The sequence below is a fragment of the Arthrobacter sp. NPDC055138 genome (assembly GCF_053607305.1).
In genome coordinates this window covers 64,211-82,476 of record NZ_JBSGTH010000009.1, presented here as the reverse complement: position 1 = coordinate 82,476, position 18,266 = coordinate 64,211, and the positions used below count along the sequence as shown (strand labels likewise).

At 66.7% G+C, this 18,266-nt stretch carries 13 protein-coding genes; 6 read left to right on the top strand and 7 right to left on the bottom strand.

Features of this window, described 5'->3' with window-relative positions; translation table 11 throughout:
• Nucleotides 1–212 precede the first annotated feature (212 nt).
• From serA to ACWF5H_RS18190, 3 genes are all read left to right on the top strand, one after another.
• Nucleotides 213–1,802, top strand: a complete 1,590-nt coding sequence (serA, locus tag ACWF5H_RS18200) for a phosphoglycerate dehydrogenase (RefSeq protein ID WP_364650332.1) — start codon at nt 213–215, stop codon at nt 1,800–1,802.
• Between the two features lie 166 nt (nt 1,803–1,968).
• Nucleotides 1,969–4,782: an FtsX-like permease family protein gene (locus ACWF5H_RS18195; protein ID WP_452038607.1), complete on the top strand. Its 2,814-nt coding sequence runs from the start codon at nt 1,969–1,971 to the stop codon at nt 4,780–4,782.
• Complete coding sequence (locus tag ACWF5H_RS18190) at nt 4,779–5,483, top strand: ABC transporter ATP-binding protein (protein WP_452038605.1); 705 nt, start codon at nt 4,779–4,781, stop codon at nt 5,481–5,483. Before ACWF5H_RS18195 ends, ACWF5H_RS18190 begins: the two co-directional genes overlap by 4 nt.
• A gap of 290 nt (nt 5,484–5,773) precedes the next feature.
• On the opposite strand, the gene ACWF5H_RS18185 is transcribed toward ACWF5H_RS18190, so the two are convergent.
• On the bottom strand, nt 5,774–6,730 hold the full coding sequence (locus ACWF5H_RS18185) for a hypothetical protein (protein ID WP_452038604.1): 957 nt from the start codon (nt 6,728–6,730) through the stop codon (nt 5,774–5,776).
• A 263-nt stretch (nt 6,731–6,993) separates the two neighbouring features.
• On the opposite strand from ACWF5H_RS18185, the gene metG reads away from it, so the two are divergent.
• Nucleotides 6,994–8,556, top strand: coding sequence for a methionine--tRNA ligase (gene metG / locus ACWF5H_RS18180; protein ID WP_452038602.1), 1,563 nt, complete (start codon nt 6,994–6,996; stop codon nt 8,554–8,556).
• Here metG and ACWF5H_RS18175 read toward each other — a convergent pair.
• Together ACWF5H_RS18175 and ACWF5H_RS18170 are read right to left on the bottom strand one after the other, a co-directional pair.
• Nucleotides 8,553–9,080, bottom strand: a complete 528-nt coding sequence (locus ACWF5H_RS18175; RefSeq protein WP_452038601.1) for a hypothetical protein — start codon at nt 9,078–9,080, stop codon at nt 8,553–8,555. The two genes, metG and ACWF5H_RS18175, sit on opposite strands and share 4 nt — an antisense overlap.
• Nucleotides 9,081–9,165: 85 nt before the next feature.
• Nucleotides 9,166–10,572: an APC family permease gene (locus tag ACWF5H_RS18170; protein WP_452038599.1), complete on the bottom strand. Its 1,407-nt coding sequence runs from the start codon at nt 10,570–10,572 to the stop codon at nt 9,166–9,168.
• A 180-nt stretch (nt 10,573–10,752) separates the two neighbouring features.
• Here ACWF5H_RS18170 and ACWF5H_RS18165 point away from each other — a divergent pair, with 180 nt between their 5' ends.
• Complete coding sequence (locus ACWF5H_RS18165) at nt 10,753–11,079, top strand: cupin domain-containing protein (protein ID WP_364650352.1); 327 nt, start codon at nt 10,753–10,755, stop codon at nt 11,077–11,079.
• Nucleotides 11,080–11,327: 248 nt separating this feature from the next.
• Here the strand turns inward: ACWF5H_RS18165 and ACWF5H_RS18160 are convergent, their stop codons facing one another.
• Both ACWF5H_RS18160 and ACWF5H_RS18155 read right to left on the bottom strand, forming a co-directional pair.
• The gene (locus ACWF5H_RS18160) at nt 11,328–13,844 is read right to left on the bottom strand and encodes an FtsX-like permease family protein (protein ID WP_452038597.1); all 2,517 of its coding nucleotides are present in this window, start codon (nt 13,842–13,844) and stop codon (nt 11,328–11,330) included.
• A gap of 3 nt (nt 13,845–13,847) precedes the next feature.
• Entirely contained in the window at nt 13,848–14,621 is a 774-nt protein-coding gene (locus ACWF5H_RS18155; protein WP_452038596.1) for an ABC transporter ATP-binding protein, read from the bottom strand.
• A 302-nt stretch (nt 14,622–14,923) separates the two neighbouring features.
• Here ACWF5H_RS18155 and ACWF5H_RS18150 point away from each other — a divergent pair, with 302 nt between their 5' ends.
• Nucleotides 14,924–16,054, top strand: coding sequence for an LCP family protein (locus ACWF5H_RS18150; protein WP_452038594.1), 1,131 nt, complete (start codon nt 14,924–14,926; stop codon nt 16,052–16,054).
• 64 nt (nt 16,055–16,118) lie between these two features.
• On the opposite strand, the gene ACWF5H_RS18145 is transcribed toward ACWF5H_RS18150, so the two are convergent.
• Nucleotides 16,119–16,820 carry a response regulator gene (locus ACWF5H_RS18145; protein ID WP_452038593.1) on the bottom strand — a complete coding sequence of 234 codons (702 nt, stop codon included), beginning with the start codon at nt 16,818–16,820 and terminating at the stop codon, nt 16,119–16,121.
• A 171-nt stretch (nt 16,821–16,991) separates the two neighbouring features.
• Nucleotides 16,992–18,173: a sensor histidine kinase gene (locus ACWF5H_RS18140; protein WP_452038592.1), complete on the bottom strand. Its 1,182-nt coding sequence runs from the start codon at nt 18,171–18,173 to the stop codon at nt 16,992–16,994.
• Between the last annotated feature and the right edge of the window lie 93 nt (nt 18,174–18,266).

Sequence of the window (18,266 nt, the reverse complement as noted above, 5' to 3'; positions counted from 1 at the left end):
GGGCTCCCACCCCCTCTTTTGCTGGCCCTCGCCCATTCTTTTGTGGTGCCCTTTTCTTTTTCTTTTTTCCTCTCCCTGTGCCCCCCGGGTGCCCCCCCCCCCCCCCCCGGCACCGGTAACAACTGGGGGACCGGGCGGTAGCCGTTCTAGACTGGACCCACCCCATCTATACGCACGGCCATCACCATGCATGCAGCGAAGGAACAACCCCTGTGGAAAAACCAGTAGTTCTCCTTGCCGAGGAACTCTCCCCAGCTACCATCGAAGCCCTCGGGCCTGACTTCGAGATCCGCCAGACCGACGGAGCCGACAGGTCCCAGCTGCTGGCCGCGATTGCCGACGTCGACGCCATCCTGGTCCGCTCCGCCACCAAGGTGGACGCCGAGGCCATCGCCGCGGCCAAGAACCTGAAGATCATCGCCCGCGCCGGCGTGGGCCTGGACAACGTGGACATCAAGGCCGCCACCCAGGCCGGTGTCATGGTCGTGAACGCACCGACTTCCAACATCATCTCCGCCGCGGAACTGACCGTCGGCCACATCCTGGGCCTGGCCCGGAACATCCCGGCCGCCAACGCCTCGCTGAAGGGCGGGGAGTGGAAGCGCTCCAAGTACACCGGCACCGAGCTCTACGAGAAGAAGATCGGCATCATCGGTCTGGGCCGCATTGGTGCCCTGATCGCCGCCCGCATGCAGGCTTTCGAGACGCAGATCCTGGCCTATGACCCGTACGTGACCAGCGCCCGCGCCGCCCAGCTGGGCGTGCAGCTGGTGAGCCTGGACGAGCTGCTGGAGCAGTCGGACTTTATCACCATCCACATGCCGAAGACCCCAGAGACCCTGGGCATGATCGGCGCCGACGCCTTCGAGAAGATGAAGGACACCGCGTACGTGGTCAACGTGGCCCGCGGCGGCCTGATTGACGAATCTGACCTGTACGACGCGCTGAAGGGTGGCAAGATCGCCGGCGCCGCCATCGACGTCTTCGTCAAGGAGCCCAGCACCGACCTGCCGTTCTTCGAACTGGACAACGTGGTGGTCACCCCGCACCTGGGCGCCTCCACCGCTGAAGCCCAGGAAAAAGCCGGCATCTCCGTAGCCAAGTCGGTGCGCCTGGCGCTGGCCGGCGAGCTGGTGCCCGACGCCGTGAACGTGGCCGGCGGAGTGATCGCCCCGGACGTCCGCCCGGGCATCCCGCTGATCGAAAAGCTCGGCCGCATCTTCACCGCGCTGACCCACGATTCGGTGACCCAGATCGACGTCGAGGTCGCCGGAGAAATTGCCGAGCTGGACGTAAAGGCGCTGGAACTGGCCGCGCTCAAGGGCGTGTTCAAGGATGTCGTCTCGGAGTCGGTCTCGTATGTTAATGCCCCGGTGCTGGCCGAACAGCGCGGCATCAACACCCGCCTGATCACCACCATCGAGTCCGAAGAGTACCGCAACGTGCTCACCATCCGCGGCGCCCTGTCGGACGGCTCGCAGATCTCCGTCTCCGGAACGCTGACCGGACCCAAGCAGATCCAAAAGATCGTGGCCATCAACGGCTACGAGGTGGAAATGCCGATCAGCGAGCACGTCATCGTGTTCCTCTACGAGGACCGTCCCGGCGTCATCGGCACGCTCGGCCGGCTGCTGGGCGAGCAGGACGTCAACATCGCCGGCATGCAGGTTGCCCGCAATGAGGACAGCAAGCAGGCATTGGCCGTGCTGACCGTGGACAGCGCCCTGCCGCAGGACCTGCTGGACCAGCTCACCGTTGAAATTGGCGCCGTCGTGGCTCGCGAAGTGGACCTGCAGGACTAACGTTTCCCGCTCAGTAAAGCCCGCCCGGTCCACGCTGCAGGTGCAAGGAACGGGCGGGCTTTGGCCATATCCGCATGTCGATTCCTCGACTGCGCTCACCTCATGAGAACCTTAACGCCGGGTCAATTCGACCTTTGGCCTCTTTGCCGCCGTATGGAGTGATTTTTTGGAAATCCGGTTCAACGCTGCGTCACGCTTCATGCGCAGCCGCTCTCTCGTGCTCACGGTTGCCGTCCTCATTGCGGCGATGGTTCTCTCGATTTTCGTGCAGGGCAGGGCGCAGGCCTCGCTGACCCGGGTGGTCGACGATAACACCCGCGGCGTGTACGACATCTTGGTCCTTCCCGGCGGTACGGCGGGGGACGAACTGCGCCAGCCCGACTTCCTCTCCGGCAACGGCGGCATCGCCGCGGCGGACCTCGACCAGGTCCGCGGGATCGACGGCGTATCCGTCGCCGCACCGATTTCGCTGGTATCCAAGGTTGTCCAGGACATCGAGTTCCCGCAGCTGAAGGCCACGGACTACGTCGGCTATAACGCCAACATCGAGCAGTACCTGAAGTCGCAGGGGATCCAGGACGCGGTGCCGGAAGGCGAGTGGCCGGAGCCCGATTCCGTGTTGAACCCGGAAGCGACCAACTACCGGATCACCGCCAAAGCCGTCAGCTCCGACGGACTGAGTGACACGGTCTTGTTCGAAACCGCCGCCGAAGGCTCACTGGGCCAGGCGAAGGTGGAGGAACTGGACGTTCCCGGCGGCACCAGCCTGCGCACCGTGGCTCCCAAGGACGAGACCGGAATCAAGTTCCCGGATCCGGCCGGCGGCAGCATGCACGGCGACTTCGACACGACCATTGCGCTGCCGATGCTGCCGCAGATCACCGAGACCGTGGTGGCCGTGGATCCGGCCGCCGAATCCGCGCTGCTCGGCGACGCCGGCGGCTTCCTGGCCCCGCTCAAGCAGGCGCCGGACGCCACGGACCGCAATGCCCAGGAACTGGGCCAGTATTTCTCCTCGCAGTTCGGCATGGGCATGTTCTCGGAGGGCGGCGAAGGCGCCGCCATCGACGGGCACCCGTTCCAGTTCTGGAGCCCGTTCTTCGTGCAGTACCAGAACGCGGTGGAAGCCGGAACGCTGGACGACGAGTCGCAGGTCATCCCCATGGTGGTCCGGTCGGGCACCGACCTGGACCTGACCTACTCGGTGAAGATCGAAGAGCTGGACGACTCCGGCAACACGGTCAAGGAAATCGGCACCGTCAGCAAGGAACTGGGGGAGGGCTACCTGCCCTTCGCGTCCAGCAAGCCGTTCCAGCTGCGCTGGCCCGGCGGCGAGGACTACAACTACCTGCTGGGCTCCGGCGGTGTCCAGATGGTCGCCGGCCTGCACCAGCCGCCGGTGTGGACCACCGACTTCATGTCCAACCCGGATTACGCACTCGGCGACGCCACCAGCAACGGCAGCGCCGAACAGACCGCCACGCCCCAAGGCTGGATCCAGGTCAACAAGCTGCCGGAGAAGACCCTCCAGTGGCAGCTGGAACCGGACCAGAGCCAGCGCGGACCGGTGGAAGAGCAGTCCTACCGCAGCACCGTGGATTCCGGCACCGAATCCGCCACTCCGCTGCCCTTCGTTTACGGCACCTTTGACGCCGCCGCTGTCCGCGAAGCCGCCGGCGATGTGAACTACCTGCCGCTGGGCGGTTATGACCCGACGCCGGTGACCATCACCCACGATGCCGAGGGCAAAAAGATCGACGAAACGGTGATGAAGCCGGGCCTCAGCGGCGCCGGCCTCGCCGTGCAGTCCGCCGGTGCCATCACCGACTTCGACGGGCTCGCAGCAGTGCGCGGCACCAGCGCCGACGAGGCCGTGATCGACGCCGTCCGGGTCCGCGTGAACGCCGGCGGTTCCTGGGCCGACGCCGAGGACCAGATCAACGCCGTCGCCGCCGCCATCGAGGACCTCGGCCTGCAGACCCAGGTGGTCGCCGGCTCGGCCCGCGAAGACGTTTCCATCTACGTTCCGGACTACCACAAGGACGCCTCCGGCACAGTCAGCGACCTCGGCACCGTGCAGCAGTCCTGGGTCCGCCAGGGCGCAGCCGGCGAGGTCCATGGTGCCCTGAGCGCATCCAGTGCGGCGCTGTTGGCCCTCACCGTCGGTGGCGCGGCACTGCTGACCGCCGCCAGCTCGGTGGCCTTCACCCGCTCCCGCCGGACCGAAGCCGTCACGCTGCGGGCCATGGGCTGGAACCGGCGCCGCATCCGGTCCTGGTTCCTGAACGAACTGCTGGTCGGCGGCGTGGCCGTGCTGGCCGTGGCGATCATTGCCAGCGCCATCAGCCGCAGCGCCGTGACCTTGTGGGTGTCGCTCATCGCGCTGGTGGTTTATGTTGCCGCCGCGTTCATCTCGGCCGCCATGCTCAAGCCGCACCCGAAGACGGACACCGAACCGTCCGGTGCCGCCGGCGTGCCGTCCGTGAAGACGCCGCTGCAGTTCGCCGCCCGGCAACTGAGCACCAACCGGTTCAACACCGTGGCCATTGCCTTGGCCGTGGCCGTCCTCGGCGCCGCGGCCGGAGCGCTGGTCGCCGTGCTGGCTGACATCCCGCGGGCAGCCGGCAGTACCGCGCTCGGGTCGCTGGCCGCGTCGCAGCTGAGTGGACTTAACATCGCGCTGGCACTGCTCGGCGTCGTGACGGCGCTGCTGTTGGCGCTGATGACCACCCGGTTTGAGGCCCAACGGAAGCGCGAACAGTTCGCCATTCTCGGCGCAATGGGCTGGACGCCCACGCTGCTGTTGCAGGCCCGCCGCGGCGAGGCCGGCATCACCGCAGCCATCGCGCTGCCGCTGGCGGTCATCGGCGCCGTCGTAACTGCCCTGTTTATTGCACCGCATACCGCGGTGTGGGCCGCTGCCGCTGGCATTGTGGCCGTGCTCCTCTGGTTTGTTTTGATGACAAGGACCCGCAAATGATTGAAGAACGCCTGACGACCCGTGCTGCCATCAAGGAGCGCACCGAGGACCACGCCATGCCGGTGGAGCTGCGGGGCATCACCATCCGGTACGACGGCGGCGCCGAACCTCTGGTGATCGCCGAGGACTTCGACCTTGGCCTCGAAGCCGGCACCATGCACTGCCTGGCCGGCCGCAGCGGCTCCGGCAAGACCAGCATCCTTACCGTGGCGGCCGGTCTGCAGCAGCCCACAGCCGGCGAGGTGTTCTGGCAGGGCGATGCCCTCACCAGCATGGACGACGACGAGATCTCCGACCGCCGCCGCGCGCTGATCGGCTACGTTGACCAGGGCGGCGCCCTGATCGACGGCATGAGCGCGCTGGAGAACGTGCTGCTGCCGGCCGTACCCGACGGCCAGGTCGAAGAGCGCACCGAGATGGCCAAGGACCTGTTGGACCTGGTCGGACTGGGCCGCCGCATGCGGCACCGCCCCGGCCAGCTCTCCGGCGGCGAACGCCAGCGCGTTGCCATCGCCCGCGCCCTGATCCTGGGCACCAAGGTCCTGGTAGTGGATGAGCCCACCGCCAACCTGGACCGCGAACAGGCCAACAAGATCATCCACATCCTGAAGGACACCACCCAGGACGGCATCGCCGTGCTCGTGGCTTCCCACGACCAGGAACTCATCAAGGCCGCAGACAGCAGCACCAAGATGAACTAAGGCCCGACGCCGGGCCCCAGCTCTGGCCCACGCCGGGCCCAGTTCGCTGTAGCCAGCCCCTGACCTCGACACCAGGTCAGGAGCTGGCGTCCAGATCACCGCGCACGCCCCCTGACCTCGACACCAGTTCGCAGGCTGGCGTCCAGGTCACCGGTTACAACTACGCATCTCGGCGCTAACTGAGGATCTCGATGCGGGACGCTGAGGCGCCCGTTGGAGTGCGGCTAATCCCAATACGCCTCAGGTCCGGGTCCACACCACAACGCCGCCACTTGCCGGCTGCGTATTGGTCACGCTGCCCGGCCCGCTGCCTTGCGGTACGCCTCGTTGTACTTCCTGACTAGTCGGCGCTTGAGCCCGGCCTCGTCGTCCAAGTGGCTCCACCGGACCCGGACAATCGTCCAGCCTTCTTCCATCAGGCGGGTCTCCCGCTTGCGCTCGTTCAGGATCACTTGGTCCGTGGGCTGAACTTCGCGGTACTTACTGTCGCCGTCGAACTCGACGATGAGCTTTAGTCCCGGCCAGGTGAAGTCGGCGCGGTACGTGCCCTCGGCCGTTCTGATCTCATCTTGGAGAACCGGTTGGGGGAAGTTCCATGCCCGCAATTTCAGCCGCAACCTCGTCTCACCCGCCGACTCGGACCGGCCGTCCACTGCGGCGAGAACTTGCCGGACACGCGTGATGAAACGTGATCTGGGGGCGCCGTCGGCCATCTCGTGCATCTTCTCTAGGCTCGCACCACGCTGGAGCGCGGAATCGGCGATGACAACGGCGAGCTCGAACGGAAGCGTGCGGGCACAATCCAGTACCGTCCGCTCGCGGGAAGTCAGGCGGATACCGCCGGCCAGGATCTCCACGTCTTGTTCCGGGAGCGAATGGGTGTGCCGGACCACGTCCGAGGAACCGGGCTTCTCACCGCGGCGGCCCCGCTGAATCACGTGGATGTCTTCTGGCGCGTTCCAGACATGCAGACCCCACAACCGTGCCGCCGATGCGTGGCTGTAGACAAGGTCGCGGTTGGAGGCAGCATGGTGGGCTTTGATCAGCAGCACGTGCTGGTCCCACGGTTCGTGCGTCTGCCAGTATTCCTCGGAGATGTAGACGCTTCGCCGTAGCCGGCGGAGGATCCTTCCGCGCACGGCGGCTGCGATCTGTCGTTCCTCGAGCCCGTGCTTCCGCAATTCCTGGTAGCTGACTACCCGATCAATGCGGCACTTCTGCCCGGAACTGCCGATGAGTTCATCCATGGCACCAACATGGCCCACGTTCCGGCCGCCGTCGATGCCAGCGCTCCTTCTGTGGATAAAACACGACGGCGGTGTGCCTCGCGGGGTCCGGCGAGGCACACGCGGCACGGCTGTGCCTGCTCTCCCGATATGGCGACGCGGGGTCCCAAATCCGGCCGCCAGCTGTACCGCCCGACGCTACTCCTGCGCCACGGACACCCTCCTTGCATCAAACGATGTTGCGCATTTCGACAACCGCCGAACGCAAGGGGTAATTTCATAGGGTGACCTCCTCTGAGCCCAAGACCCCGTACTACATCACCACGGCCATCACGTACCCGAACGGCGTGCCGCACATCGGCCATGCCTACGAGTACATTGCCACGGATGCGATGGCCCGTTTCAAGAGGTTGGACGGCTACGATGTGATGTTCCTGACCGGCACCGACGAGCACGGCATGAAGATTGCGCAGACGGCGGCCAAGGAGGGCATCACGCCCAAGGAACTGGTGGACCGGAACACGGCGGCCTACAAGTCCGCCCATGAGGTCCTGGAGATCTCCTACGACCGGTTCATCCGCACCACCGACGCGGACCACTACGAGGCCTCCCAAGCCGTCTGGAAGAAGATGGAAGAGGCCGGGGACATTTACCTGGGCAAGTACGAGGGCTGGTACTCGGTTCGCGACGAGGCCTACTACGCCGAGGACGAGACCGAACTCCGCGAGGATGGCAAGCGCTATTCCATCCAGACGGACACGGAGCTGACCTGGACCGAGGAGGAGAGCTACTTCTTCCGGCTCTCCCAGTACCAGGACAAGCTGCTCAAGCTCTACGAAGAGCAGCCCAGCTTCGGCGCTCCCCGCAGCCGCTTCAACGAAGTCATCAGCTTCGTCAAGAGCGGACTGGAGGACCTGTCCATCTCCCGCACCACGTTCGACTGGGGCGTCCCGGTTCCGGGCAATGACAAGCACGTCATGTACGTCTGGGTGGACGCGCTGACCAACTACCTCACCGGCGTCGGCTACCCGGACACGGAGGCCGAGTCCTTCAAAAAGTACTGGCCGGCCGATGTCCACGTGATCGGCAAGGACATCTCCCGTTTCCACGCCGTGTACTGGCCGGCCTTCCTGATGTCCGCCGGGCTGGAACTGCCCAAGCGCGTGATGATCCACGGTTTCCTGAACAACAACGGCGTCAAGATGTCCAAGTCCCTGGGCAACGTGGTGGCGCCGGCCGACTGGGTTGACCAATACGGCCTGGACCAGGTGCGCTTCTTCCTGCTGCGCGAGGTCCCCTTCGGCGCCGACGGTTCCTACAGCCATGACGCCGTGGTGGGCCGAATGAACGCGGACTTGGCCAACAACCTGGGCAACCTGGCCCAGCGATCGCTGTCCATGGTGGCCAAGAACTGCGAGGGCAAGGTCCCGCAGCCGGGAACGTTGGCGCCGGAGGACCACGAGTTGCTGGCCCGCGCCGAGCGCCTGCTGGAGAAGTCGCGTGCGGCCTACGAGGTACAGGACTTCCACGGTTCGCTCGAAGCCATCTGGACCGTGCTCGGCGACACCAACGCGTACTTCGCGGAACAGGCTCCCTGGGTGCTGCGGAAAACGGACGTGGAGCGGATGAACACGGTGCTCTACGTGACGCTGGAGGTGCTGCGCATTGTCTCCATCCTGGTCCAGCCGGTGATGCCGGCGTCCGCGACCAAGCTGCTGGATGTGCTGGGACAGCGCGACGACGGCGCCCGCGACTTCGCTGCCATCGGCACGGCTTTGGTGCCGGGAACCTCGTTGCCGGCTCCCACGCCCATCTTCCCGAAGTACGAGGAGCCGGCCGCCGACTAGTCCCGGTCTGGCGCCGCGAGGAAGCGCTGGGCCGCGGTGCTGTTCATCATCCGCTCCACGCGCTTCTGCTGGGCCACCGCCTGCGCCTCCAGTTCCTGGAAGCGGAGGGCGTCCAGCCGTGGATCCCGGGGCGCCAGCTCGGCCAGGATCTGCCACATGCACTGCTTGCCGCGCAGTGCGGACAACAGCGACTCCAGCTCCAGTTGGGTGCCTACGCCGCCAGAAGCACGCGTCGGATTAAGCGGGTTCAACCTGCTGATGACGGCACCGGCCATCGCGCCGAGCCGCTTGAGCTTGTTGCGCCCGTGGCCAAAGCTGCGGTGCAGCGCCTTCAGTTCCTTGCGCTCTGCGGACAATTCCTCCCGCAGCTTCCGAAACTCGGCTTCCTGTGGTGTCCCCGCCCAGGTCTGGCGGACGGCGTCGAACAACTGCACGCCGGCCGCCGAGCCCAGCAGGTGGTAGTCCAGATACGACGCGATGTCTTTCTGGTTCAGCGTGCCTGTCGACAGTTTGTCAGCGGCCATGGCCTTCCTTTCTGCTGCCCGTCATCTCAAGCGGACGGATTCCGCCGTCGTGGTCAAGACTGTCCTTACCCACAAATACGCTCACTCATTCGCCCAGTTCCTCCGGGTGGCGGAACTTGGTCCTCTTGCCGTAGGCACCCCGGTTCCACAGCCAGGTGATCACCCACAGCACCAAGCCGAGGCCGATCATCAGCCCGGCAATCTGGTACTCAATGGGATCCTGCGCCCACGGCCCCACCAGGAAGAGGCAGGTGAACATGCCCAGATAGGGCAGCACCGTGGGGGTCCGGAAGTGCTGGCGGTCCACCGGGTTCCGGCGCAGCACCAGCACGGCCAGGTTCACAATCGTGAAGACACCCAGCAGCAGCAGCGCGGTGGTGCCGCCCAGCGCGGTCACGGTCTCGGCGCCCATCACGTTGGTGACCACGAAAATCAGGACAAAGGCGATGAGCGTGGTGAAAATGATCGAGGCCCACGGGGAGCGGCGGTTCGAGTGCACCTTGCCCAGGAAATGCGGCAGCACGTCCTGGCGGGCCATCCCGTAGAGCAGGCGGCTGGCCATCAGCATGTTGATCAGCGCGGTGTTGGCCACCGCGAACATGGACAGGAACGGGTAGATGACGTCCACCGGCAGGTCCGGCGCCCCGACCTGCACGACTTCCAGCAGCGGCGTGGGACTCTCTGACAACTGCCCGATCGGCACAATGGCCACGGCGGTGATCGACACCAGCAGGTACACAATCACCGTGATGCCGAGGCCGGTAAGCATGACTTTGGGGAAGATCCGGGACGGATCCTTGGTTTCTTCCGCCATGTTGACCGAATCCTCGAAGCCTACAAAGGAGAAGAAGGCCAGCGAGGTGGCGGCTGTGATCGCCAGGAAAACACTTTTGTCGTTCGAGGTTTCGAAGACCATCACCCGGCTGAAGTCCACATTGCCCTGGCTCATCGCCCAGAACCCGATGAAGATCACGATCAGCAAGCCGGTGAACTCCACCAGCGTCAGCACCACGTTGAACTTCACCGATTCGCTGACGCCGCGGAGGTTAATCGCAGCCAGCACCGCCATGAAGACAATGGCCACCCAGGTCACCCCGGTCTGGTCCCAGTCCAGGTTGAACCCGGCGATGAAGTTCTCGCCCAGGAACTTGGCGGCGGTGGAGGCGGATGTGATGCCGGAACTGAGCACGGCGAAGGTCACCAAAAAGGTGAGGAAGTGGATCCCGAAAGCCTTGTGCGTGTACAGTGCGGCGCCCGCCGCCTGCGGGTATTTCGTCACCAACTCCAGATAGGAGAACGCGGTGATGGTGGCAACGATGAACGCCAGCAGCAGCGGAGCCCAGGCCGCGCCGCCCACTTCGCCAGCCACTTGCCCGGTCAGGGCATAGACGCCGGTTCCCAGGATGTCGCCCACGATGAAGAGCAGCAGAAGTTTGGTGCCGATGGCCCTCTTCAGCTCCGGCTGCTGTTCGGTTGCGGTGGATTCACTCACGATCGACCTCCGTCCACGCGGTGCTAGTCGCTGGTCTATGGGGCCAACGTAGCACTCGTCACAAACGATGTCTGCGGAGCGAAGCCGCGCGGGGAGGAGCGGGCCCTCATTGGTGTTCCCTAGGCCCGCGGCCGCCCAATCGGTAGAGTGTCGGCTACTCCCGTGCGGAAGGATATGCCGATGACTTACCAGACGCTTTCGCTCGCCAGTCTGCGGCCCGACGCGGGCGCCGCCGTCTTCCACGGATCGGAACACGGCGCGCATGCGTCCTTCTTCGTCAACTCCCGCGGCGCCGAACGCCACCGCCACCCGTATGAAGAGATCTTTGTCCTGCTCGACGGCGAGATCGACTTCACTATCGACGGCGAGTCCGGCCATGCAACGGGCGAGACCGTGATTGTCATCCCCGCCCATACCTGGCATGAGTTCACCGCCACCACCGCCGACGGCGTGAAGATGGTCAATATCCATCCCGTCGCCCAGATGCAGACCGAATGGGCACGGTGAGCCCGGACCGCGCCGGCCGGCGTGTTGCCCTCGGGCGATGGCGGAACCGCATCCAGCCATGACCGGCCGCCAAGCACCGGCCGCCAAGCACTATTCAGCAGGCGCCCTTCTCGAGCATGAGAAGGACGCCTGCTGACTCTTCGATGGGGCGACGGCGGGGACGGCGGGCATGGCCCGCTTTTGAAGGAGGGCGACGACAGCGATGTCTCGGCTTGGCTGCCTCCAGTCCCGGTTGCCTCCAGTCCCGGCTACACCGTGGCCAGGCCTTCCACAGGGGAGAGCCGGGCGGCGCGGCGGGCCGGCATCACGGAGGCCAGCAGCCCGGCCACCACGGCGACGGCCAGCACGGCCAGCAGTTGCAGCCACGGGACATCCGGCACCACGGTGGCGAACGCACCCAGCGCCGACTGCGCGCCGAGCCAGCCATACACAGCTCCCAGCACCGCGCCGATCAGCGCGGCGACGCCGGCGATCAGCACCGCCTCCAGCGCCAGCATGCCGCGGAGCTGCGACTTGGTGAGTCCCAGCGCCCGGAGCAGCGAGGACTCCTGGGTGCGCTCCAGTACGGAGAGCGAGAGCGTGTTCGCCACACCGACCAGCGCGATCAGCACGGCCACGGCCAGCAGCCCGGTCACGACCAGCAGCAGCACATCGATCACCTGGTTGAAGGCGGCCCGTTCCATCGCGGCGCCGGAAATCTGGTATTCGTTCACGTCCAGTCCGGCGGCCAGTTGGCTGCGCAGGTCGAGCAGTGCCCAGGAATCAAGATCGCGGTCCACCGAGACCCACAGCTGCGGCAAGGACGAGTAATAGTCCCCGCTGTCGGCAGCCGGCAGTTCCGGCACGCCGATCTCCGCGGCCACGGCGGAGGAGATCAGCGGCGGCAGCGTCCGGCTGTCGGCCTCCACCACGGTCAGCTCCTTGGAGCCTTTGCTGCCGGTGACGGTCAACGTCTTCAGCTCGGAGTCCTGCGGCATCAGCACGGTGTTCTCGTCCAGCACCAGCGTTTTGTCCTGCAGCAGGTCCAGTTGCTCCGGCGCCAGCTGGTACACCCCGGTGCGCGCCCCGTGCACCTCGGCGTAACCGCCGTTCGTGATCAGACCGGCAGCCGCCACGCCGTCGTAATTCAAAGCGGTGGCCGCCGCCGAGGCATCCAGCGCCCGGCCCGCCGACGTGAGGTCGCCGATGGAGAGGTCCACCGGGTACTCCGCGCCCAACTGGCCGTCGAAGGCGGTCCGAGCGGTCTGCGCGCCGGTCATCATCATCGCCACCAGGGTCACCCCGATCAGCAGCGCCGTGGCGGTCGCGGACGTTCGGCCGGGGTTGCGCACGGCGTTGACCGCAGCCAGTTTGCCCGGCACGCCGGCCGGCTTCGCCAGGGTGCCGACGGCGGTGACCAGCGGCGGGACGAACAGCGTGGCACACATCAGCAGCCCGATGAAGGACAGCATGCCGCCGGGCAGGGCGATCAGCAGGTCCGCGGAGACCGCGCCCAGCGTGAGCACGACGGCGCCTCCCACTGCGAGCGCGAGGCCCACCGCTAGCCGGACCTTGCCCTTGCTGTTGCCGGCACGTGCCTCGTCCGCCGGGCGCAGCGCGGCCAGCGGGGCCACGCGCGTGGCGGCGCGGGCCGGGGCCAGCGCGGCCAGCACCGTCATCAGGATGCCGACCACCAGACCGACGATGACGGCGGACGGCGGAACGGCCAGCGTGGCGAACTCTGTGTCGGGCTGCCGCCGGAGCACGGCGATGATGCCGGCCATCAGGCCCACGGCGCCGAGCACGCCCACCACCGAGGCAGTGATGCCCACCAGCACGGCCTCGGCCAGCACCGACTTGCGGATCTGCCCGCGGTCGGCACCGATGCAGCGCAGCAGCGCCAGCTCGCGGGTCCGCTGGGCAATCAGCACCGAGAAGGTGTTGGCCACCACCAGGGCGGAGACCAGCAGCGCCACCAGCGCGAACGCCAGCAGGACAATGGTCAGCTGGTCGGCGCCGCCGGTCAGGCTGGCCACCACTGCCTTGGTCTGCTCGGCGGCGGTGTTCACCGAAGCTTCCGGGAACCCGGCGTCGGCCAGCGCAGCGGATACCGATTCCTTGACGGCGGCGGTGTCCGCGCCAGCGGCCACATCAACCTGGATATTGCGCAGCCACGAATTGTCCGCGCCCGCCACCTGCTGCTGCAGGGCGTCAGTGGCGAAGAGCTGCGGCTGGCCCATCATGAACGGGTCCTTGGACAGCTTGACGATGCCGGAGACCGTCAGTGCGGTCCCGGCGGCAGCCACGTCCTCGGCGGCGACCATGCCGGCTGCCGGAGCCAGTTCCAGTTTGTCGCCCACGGAGAGTTCCTGTTTTTCCGCGGTTTCGGCGTCCACCGCCACCTCGCCGTCGCCCGGCAGCGCGCCGTCCAGCAGTTCCAGGTTTTCCAGCCCGGCCGGCGCGGTGTTCTGCAACGCGCCGTAACTGGCCCCGGCGGCGGTGCCGAAAGCGATGGACGCCTGCTGATGCGCAAACACCTCGCCCACCCCGGCCGCGCCGGTCACCGCACCGAGCGCGGAGGCATCCAGCGGCTTGTCCGGGCCCTCCGAAACCACTAGGTCCGCGTTGCGGAAGTTAGCCCCGATGCTGTTGCCCAGCGATGCCTCGGTGGAAGCATTGACCATCAGCGTGGCGGTCAGGAAACCGACCGCCATCACCACGGCAAGTCCGACGGCGATGAACCGCCGTGCGTGTTGCCGCAGCTGTGCGAGTGCTACCTGCAACATGGCCTACGCCCCCAGCTTGGCCAGCGCGGCCAGGATCGTGTCGGTGTCCGGACGGTCCAGCTCGCCGACCAGGGCGCCGTCGTTCATCAGTACCACCCGGTCCGCGTAGGAGGCGGCCACCGGATCGTGAGTGACCATGATGATGGACTGGCCCATCTCCTGGCAGGACCGGCGCAGCAGCGAGAGCACCTCGGCGCCCACCTTCGAGTCGAGGTTGCCGGTGGGCTCGTCGCCGAACACCACGTCCGGGCGGGTCAGCAGCGCCCGGGCCACAGCCACGCGTTGCTGCTGTCCGCCGGACAGCTCATGCGGACGGTGCGCCAGCCGGTCTGTCAGACCAAGCGTCTTGGTGACGTAGCCGAACCACTCCTTGTCCACCGTGCCGTTGGCCAGCGAGATGGGCAGCGTGATGTTCTGCGCCGCGGTCAGCGTGGGCACCAGGTTGAAGGCCTGGAACACGAACCCGACGCGCTCCCGCCGCAGCTTGGTCAGCTGCGAGTCGTTGAGCCCGGTGATCTCCGTGCCGCCGATCCAGATGTTGCCCGAATCGGCGGTGTCCAGCCCGGCCAGGCAGTGCATCAGCGTGGATTTGCCGGATCCGGACGGACCCATAATCGCGGTGAACTTGCCGGCGTCAAAGCTGGCGTCCACATCCTTGAGGGCGTGCACGCGGGTATCCCCGGTGCCGTAGGTCTTGTTCAAGCCGCGCGTGCCCGCGGCCGAGGCGGCGCCGTCCGGGCCTGCGCCGGCGAGTGAATGCTCAGTTCTTGTGGTCATACCCCTACGCTATGGAACCGGCACCCCCGAGCGGATCAGCCGTCGGGCTGGTATTCGCGGCCGCACCGCTCATACCCAGGGTGGAGAAGCCGCCCCGCGGTGGTCGACCAGGTGAGTGCCCCGCGACGCCCCGGTGGTCGACCAAGCGAGCGCCAGCGAGTGCGTGGAGACCGGCGCGGAGACCGGTGCGGAGACCGGAGCCGCCCCGAAGTCCCGTCTCGCAAAACAGGGCCATAGCCCGAGACACGCCGCAATTGGTGAAACCTTTGTGCTCTGGGCCCTGCAGCATGGAATATGGAGCCATGAAGCTTGCCCGGATTGCCACGCTGCCCCTTGTCTCCTTGCTGGTCCTGACCGGCTGCGCCGCAAAGGAAGAGCCGGCCCGCCCGCTGACGTCGGCCACGGCATCGCCCACACCGACCTCAGGGGTGGAGACGGGGAAGATGCCGGCCGCGCTGGCCAAACTGGCCACTGCGATTTACGAGGGCGGCGACCTGAAGGCCAACAAGCGAACCGCGGCTGCGCTCGCGGACCGCAAACCGGTGGACACCAAGATCACCGTGAAGGCGGCCACGGGCGAATGGAACAAGCAGAAGATGGCCGTCCTGACGTCGAACAAGGACGTCACCCTCGCCGTCGAAAAGGACGGCACGTGGACCGCGGTCGGCGGCTGGTGGCCGTCTCTGGACGTCAAGAAAGCGGTGCTCGGCGGCAAGCGGCACGTGCTGCTCATGGGCTCCGACGCCCAGAAGAGCAAGGGCGAAAAAGTTCGCACAGCACGAGCCGATGCCCTGCAGGTGGTTGGCGTGGACGGCAAGGGAGGGGGCGGCGTCCTCGGCATTCCGCGCGATCTGTGGGTGGACATGCCCAAGGGCGGGCAGGCCAAAATCAACGCGGCCATGATGCAGGGTGGGCCCGAGGCGCAGCAGAAGGTTGTGGCGGACGTGACGGGCCTGAAGGTGGAGGGCTACGTCCTCACCGGATTCAAGGGCTTCGAAAAACTGGTCGATGAAATAGGCGGCGTCACCATCGACGCGCCGATTCCGGTGCTCGGCGTCAAGGCGGGGGAGAGCAAGCTCGACGGCGACGCCGCGCTGGAATATGCCCGCGAGCGGAAGACACTGAGCAACGGGGACTTCGGCCGTTCGGCGCACCAGGGCGTCCTGCTGGCCGGATTCGCCGCCTTGGCCAAGCTGAACGGACCGGCTGGACTGGTCGACCTGCTCGACGCCGTCGATCCGCTGGTGGAAACCAACTTGAGCGCCGAACAAGCTCTGACGCTGGGCGCCTGGGTCTACAAGACGGATCCTTCCAAGGTGGGCGGCGCAGTCCCCGAACCCGGCTTCGGCTACAGCGCCGACGGCCAGTACATGCTGCCGATGGACGCCCCGACCCGCAAGATCTTCGACTCCTTCGCCGACGGCAACCTCTAACCCGCGCACGCGATCGGTTCCCCGGCCCGGGACCGCTGCCCGAAAGTGGCCCGCGAGCCGTGCGCTACGGCGCAACAACCCCGGTTTCGTAGGCGATCAGCACGGCCTGCACCCGGTCGCGCGCGTTGAGCTTGGCCAGGATGTGGCCCACATGGGTCTTCACCGTCGCCTCGGACAGGAACAGCTGCGCGGCGATCTCCGGGTTGGACAGGCCCTCGGCGATCAGCGTGAACACTTCGCGCTCCCGCGGCGTCAGCGACTCGACCGCCGCGTGGCTGCGGCTGGCGGCCGGGCTCGGCGTGCGCAGCAGCGGTGCCACGTGTTCCAGCAGCCGCCGGGTGGTGGACGGTGCGATCACCGCGTCGCCCCGGTACACCGTGCGGATGGCCCCCAGCAGTTCCTCCGGGGGCGCGTCCTTGAGCAGGAACCCACTGGCTCCGGCCTGGATGGCGGCCAGCGCGTACTCATCCAGGTCGAACGTGGTCAGCACCACCACCTTCAGCTCCGCCCGGTCCGATCCGGCCGGCTGCGCGGCGGCGGTGTCCAGCAGCCGGGTGGTCGCCTCAATCCCGTCCATGCCCGGCATCCGCACGTCCATCAGCACGACGTCGGCGCGCACCTTACCGAGTGCGCTGACGGCTTCGCGCCCATCGCCTGCCTCGGCCACCACCTCCAGGTCCGGCTGGGAATTGATCAGCATCTTGAAGCCGCCGCGGACCAGCTGCTGGTCGTCGACGAGGGCCACGCGGATAGGAGAGTCGGTCATCGGGATCTTTCTGGCTCGGGCTGATGAGAAGTCTGAGGGGGAACACGCCGGGGACTGACGGTTCCAGGACAAGGCGGAGACTGAGGGGCGGCTCTGGGTCGGGATTGGGCCGCGCCGAAGCTAATCCTTCGCCGGCGCCGGGAGCGCAGGTTGGAAGTCACGCATCGGGCCTCAGGACTCGGTGTACGGGATGAAGGCGCGGACGGAGAATCCGCCGCCGGTCCGGGGTGCGGCTTCGACCGTTCCATCGTAGAGCGCCAGCCGCTCGGCCATCCCGGTGAGGCCCTGCTGGCTCCCCGCCGTGGCCGGATCGGCCGCGGCGCCCCGGCCGTCGTCGTTAATTTGCAGTTCCAAGCCGCGGACGCTCCAGGCCAGACGGACCTCCGCGGAGGCGCCGGGCCCGGCGTGCTTCAGGACGTTGGTCAGGCCTTCCTGCACCACCCGGTACGCAGTCAGTTCGGCACCCGTGGGCATCAAGCGCCTCGGCTGGCCAAAATATTGCAGCTGCACCTCCAGCCCGGAGCGGCGCACGGTGTCCACCAGGGTTTCCACGTCGGCCAGCGTCGGCAACGGCCGGGTGGAAGCGATTTCGTCCCCGCGCAGCACGCCAAGCAGCCGCCGCATGTCCTGCAGGGACGTGCGCCCGGTTTCCGCGATGGTGGCCAAGGTGCCGGTGGCAATGGCCGGGTCCTTTGCACTGGCGTACCGGGCGCCGTCCGCCTGCGTGATGATGACCGAGAGCGAATGCGCCACTATGTCATGCATCTCGCGGGCGATGTGGCTGCGCTCATCCGCGGCGGCCAGATCGCGCTCCTGCTGCCGTTCCACCTCCAGCCGGCGGGCCCGGTCCTCCAGGGCCCGGACGGTCAGCCGGCGGTTGCGCACCAGGTCGCCGAACATCCAGCAGGCGAGCACCAAGGCATCGACCGCTACGAGGGAGAGCAGGTAGTACGGCGCGGTGCCACCGGTGAACGGGTCGGTGATTCCGTAACGCACCACGAACATCACGCCGCCCAGCAGCGCCAGCACCAGGCCGCCCAAACTGGCCCAGCGGGGGCCGTAAGCTGCCAAGGAGTAGACGGTGACCAGGACAAACACGTGTGCGGGCACTGGTTCGCCGATGAAGGCCACATTGAGCAGCGCAGCTGCCGCCACGGCCAAGCCGGATTGCCAGGCATACGTGCGGCGCCATGCGAGAGGGACAATCAGGATCGCGGACAACGCGAAGGCCGCAAGATTGGCCATCGCCAAATACGGCAGCACAGTCACCACCAAAGCCAGCAGCATCAGGATCAGGTCGACTTTGCCGGTGTTGGCCTGAAGCCAGCGGTAGATTCTGTGGTGCACGCCCATGATCCACAACTCTAGGATGTCCGCGCCGGCCGCCGCGTCATGCCGCGGTCTGAGATTTCTTTACGGGCTACGGGCTACGGGCTACGGGCTACG

Excerpts from the sequence above, each read along its gene's own strand:
- ACWF5H_RS18160 (WP_452038597.1), bottom strand. The coding sequence starts at position 13,844 with ATGTTGCAGGTAGCACTCGCACAGCTGCGGCAACACGCACGGCGGTTC.
- ACWF5H_RS18150 (WP_452038594.1), top strand. The coding sequence starts at position 14,924 with ATGAAGCTTGCCCGGATTGCCACGCTGCCCCTTGTCTCCTTGCTGGTC.
- ACWF5H_RS18165 (WP_364650352.1), top strand. The coding sequence starts at position 10,753 with ATGACTTACCAGACGCTTTCGCTCGCCAGTCTGCGGCCCGACGCGGGC.
- ACWF5H_RS18185 (WP_452038604.1), bottom strand. The coding sequence starts at position 6,730 with ATGGATGAACTCATCGGCAGTTCCGGGCAGAAGTGCCGCATTGATCGG.
- ACWF5H_RS18190 (WP_452038605.1), top strand. The coding sequence starts at position 4,779 with ATGATTGAAGAACGCCTGACGACCCGTGCTGCCATCAAGGAGCGCACC.
- ACWF5H_RS18175 (WP_452038601.1), bottom strand. The coding sequence starts at position 9,080 with ATGGCCGCTGACAAACTGTCGACAGGCACGCTGAACCAGAAAGACATC.
- ACWF5H_RS18140 (WP_452038592.1), bottom strand. The coding sequence starts at position 18,173 with ATGGGCGTGCACCACAGAATCTACCGCTGGCTTCAGGCCAACACCGGC.
- ACWF5H_RS18155 (WP_452038596.1), bottom strand. The coding sequence starts at position 14,621 with ATGACCACAAGAACTGAGCATTCACTCGCCGGCGCAGGCCCGGACGGC.
- ACWF5H_RS18145 (WP_452038593.1), bottom strand. The coding sequence starts at position 16,820 with ATGACCGACTCTCCTATCCGCGTGGCCCTCGTCGACGACCAGCAGCTG.